Origin of the sequence: Photobacterium gaetbulicola (assembly GCF_003025515.1) — a bacterium.
GTDB lineage: Bacteria > Pseudomonadota > Gammaproteobacteria > Enterobacterales > Vibrionaceae > Photobacterium > Photobacterium gaetbulicola.
Map to the genome: position 1 here is coordinate 1 of NZ_PYME01000059.1, position 2,681 is coordinate 2,681.

Annotated in this window: 2 protein-coding genes and 1 pseudogene; 1 reads left to right on the plus strand and 2 read right to left on the minus strand. The window is 51.1% G+C overall.

Annotation, left to right across the window (positions count from 1 at the left end):
* Positions 1-207: 207 nt before the first annotated feature.
* Positions 208-813 carry a peroxiredoxin C gene (locus tag C9J03_RS26245; RefSeq protein WP_107291817.1) on the minus strand — a complete coding sequence of 202 codons (606 nt, stop codon included), beginning with the start codon at positions 811-813 and terminating at the stop codon, positions 208-210.
* 313 nt (positions 814-1,126) lie between these two features.
* Here C9J03_RS26245 and C9J03_RS26250 point away from each other — a divergent pair, with 313 nt between their 5' ends.
* Positions 1,127-2,449 (plus strand): Na+/H+ antiporter family protein, encoded by a 1,323-nt coding sequence (locus tag C9J03_RS26250; RefSeq protein WP_107291818.1) that lies wholly within the window; start codon positions 1,127-1,129, stop codon positions 2,447-2,449.
* A gap of 143 nt (positions 2,450-2,592) precedes the next feature.
* Here C9J03_RS26250 and C9J03_RS27245 read toward each other — a convergent pair.
* Positions 2,593-2,681: pseudogene (locus C9J03_RS27245) on the minus strand (group II intron maturase-specific domain-containing protein); the annotation flags it as partial.

Consider the following 2,681-nt stretch of genomic DNA (forward strand, 5'->3'; position numbering starts at 1 on the left):
GTTTGCTTCCTTCAGATCCCACCTCACGGTGGACACCCTTGCATAGGCTAACGGTTCTCGCTCGACTGAGCCCGTAGAGGACTTTCACCTCCTAGAACAACGCCATGCTCGGCGCACCATAAAGAAGGCTAGCCTTTCGGCTAGCCTTATTTTTATCTTCGCTCACCGCCAACACCACTTTCGGTCGGCGGTAACTAAACTGCCGATTTACAGGTCGTCGGTATGCTCGGACAAGTACGCGGCTACACCCTGTGGTGACGCATCCATCCCCTCTTTGCCTTTCTCCCACTGGGCCGGGCACACTTCACCGTGCTCTTCGTGGAACTGCAGCGCGTCAACCATACGCAGCATTTCATCGATGTTACGGCCTAACGGCAGATCATTGACAACCTGGTGGCGGACCACGCCTTCTCGGTCAATCAGGAAAGAGCCACGGAAAGCGACACCCGCTTCAGGATGCTCAACATCGTAGGCCTGGCAGATCTCATGCTTGGTATCCGCAATCAGCGGGTACTGGACAGGGCCGATACCGCCATCTTCAACTGCGGTGTTACGCCATGCATTGTGGGAGAACTGGGAGTCGATAGAAACCCCGATCACTTCAACCCCCTTGTCCTGGAAGTCAGCAAAACGCTTGTCAAAGGCGATCAATTCCGATGGGCAGACGAACGTGAAATCAAGCGGATAAAAGAACAGCACCGCAGGCTTGCCTGCAATATGGCTGTGTAGGTTGAAGGCATCAACGATTTCACCGTTACCAAGTACTGCCGCAGCAGTAAAATCCGGGGCCGGGCGGCCAACTAGAACACTCATAACAAACTCCATGTTGTTGGCTTGGCTGTTTTTTGTTCAACAACCGAAACCAAAGTAAGATCATGCAGTAATATCTATGTACTACTGCCGAATATTCATACCATAATGGCGAAACCAGTATAGACAGGGTAAAGTGACAAGGCTTAGACACGCAGCACAATAAAGAAAATTCCTTCACGACATGAATTTTTATTCTACATGTTGTAAATTAATTTCCTTTGAGCAAAACAGCCAAAACAAATAAGAAACATTGCACATAGTGTGCAAACTTCGAGCAAATCACGACATAACACAATGGACGGATCTTAAGTTTATGAACCCAGTAGTAATTTCGGTATGCGTTATGCTTTTGCTCGCATTATTGCGAGTAAACGTTGTTGTCGCGCTTACCTTCAGTGCCATTCTTGGTGGCCTGATTGGCGGGATGCCACTTTCGGAAACCATCTCAGCTTTCGAAGGCGGTTTGGGTGGCGGTGCCACCACGGCATTGAGCTATGCCATGCTAGGTACGTTTGCCGTAGCGATTTCTCGCTCTGGCATTACCGACGTTCTGGCCCAAAAAGTTATCAAGCGTATCAGTGGCCATGACAATGCTGCCGCTGCCACGGGCGTAAAGTATTCTGTTTTAATCATTCTTGTGCTTCTAGCCATTTCTTCTCAGAATGCGATCCCGGTTCACATTGCGTTTATCCCAATTGTGATCCCGCCCCTACTCCATGTTTTCGCCAAGTTGAAAATTGACCGCCGCTTGATTGCCTGTGTGCTGACATTCGGCCTGGTCACACCATACATGGTACTGCCAGTTGGCTTCGGTGGTATTTTCCTCAACAACATCCTGTTGAAGAACCTGCATGACAACGGCCTTGATGTCTCTGCCGGCCAAGTACCTTTTGCCATGCTGCTGCCTGCTCTGGGGATGATTTTCGGTCTGCTGGTGGCAACATTCTTTACCTACCGCAAACCACGCGAATACTCTGAAGAGCAGATCCTGGCAGCGGAGCCTGAGCACAAAGAGATCAACATGCAGCATGTCTACATTGCTGTTGGTGCGATTATCGCTGCTCTGGGGGCTCAGCTATACAGCGGCTCGATGATCGTTGGTGGCTTGATTGGCTTCATGGTGTTTACCTTCGGTGGGGTGATCAAGTGGAAGGAAACCCATGACGTGTTCACCAAAGGTGTCCACATGATGGCGATGATCGGCTTTATCATGATTGCTGCTGCAGGCTTCGCCTCGGTAATGAAAGCCACTGGTGGCGTTGAAACACTGGTTAGCTCGCTGGCTGAAATTATTGGCGACAACAAGCCGCTTGCTGCGCTGCTGATGTTGGTAGTTGGCCTGTTGGTAACGATGGGGATCGGCTCTTCGTTCTCGACCATTCCTATCCTGGCGACGATTTACGTACCACTATGCCTAACCTTCGGGTTCTCCCCGCTGGCAACCGTAGCCCTTGTAGGTACGGCAGCAGCGCTGGGGGATGCAGGTTCGCCGGCTTCTGACTCTACGCTGGGTCCAACAGCAGGCTTGAATGCAGACGGACAGCACGAGCACGTCTGGGACTCCGTCGTACCGACGTTTATCCACTACAACCTTCCACTGATTGCCTTCGGCTGGGTTGCATCAATGGTTCTGTAAGGTCGCCTCGCTAGGCCTCCAAGCCTTACTCCCCTATCGGCCAGCCGGCTATCCGGCTGGCCTTTTTATTGTCTGATATTTTGACTAAATTAAATCGCTGTACAGATAATCGAGTAGGAGGAGGCCTCACGGCCTCCGTCCTCTCACACCACCGTACAAGCGTGGGTCGCATACGGCGGTTCCGAATATATTTTCAGTGACTCATACCCATCTCTCAATGAGTACATGCCCA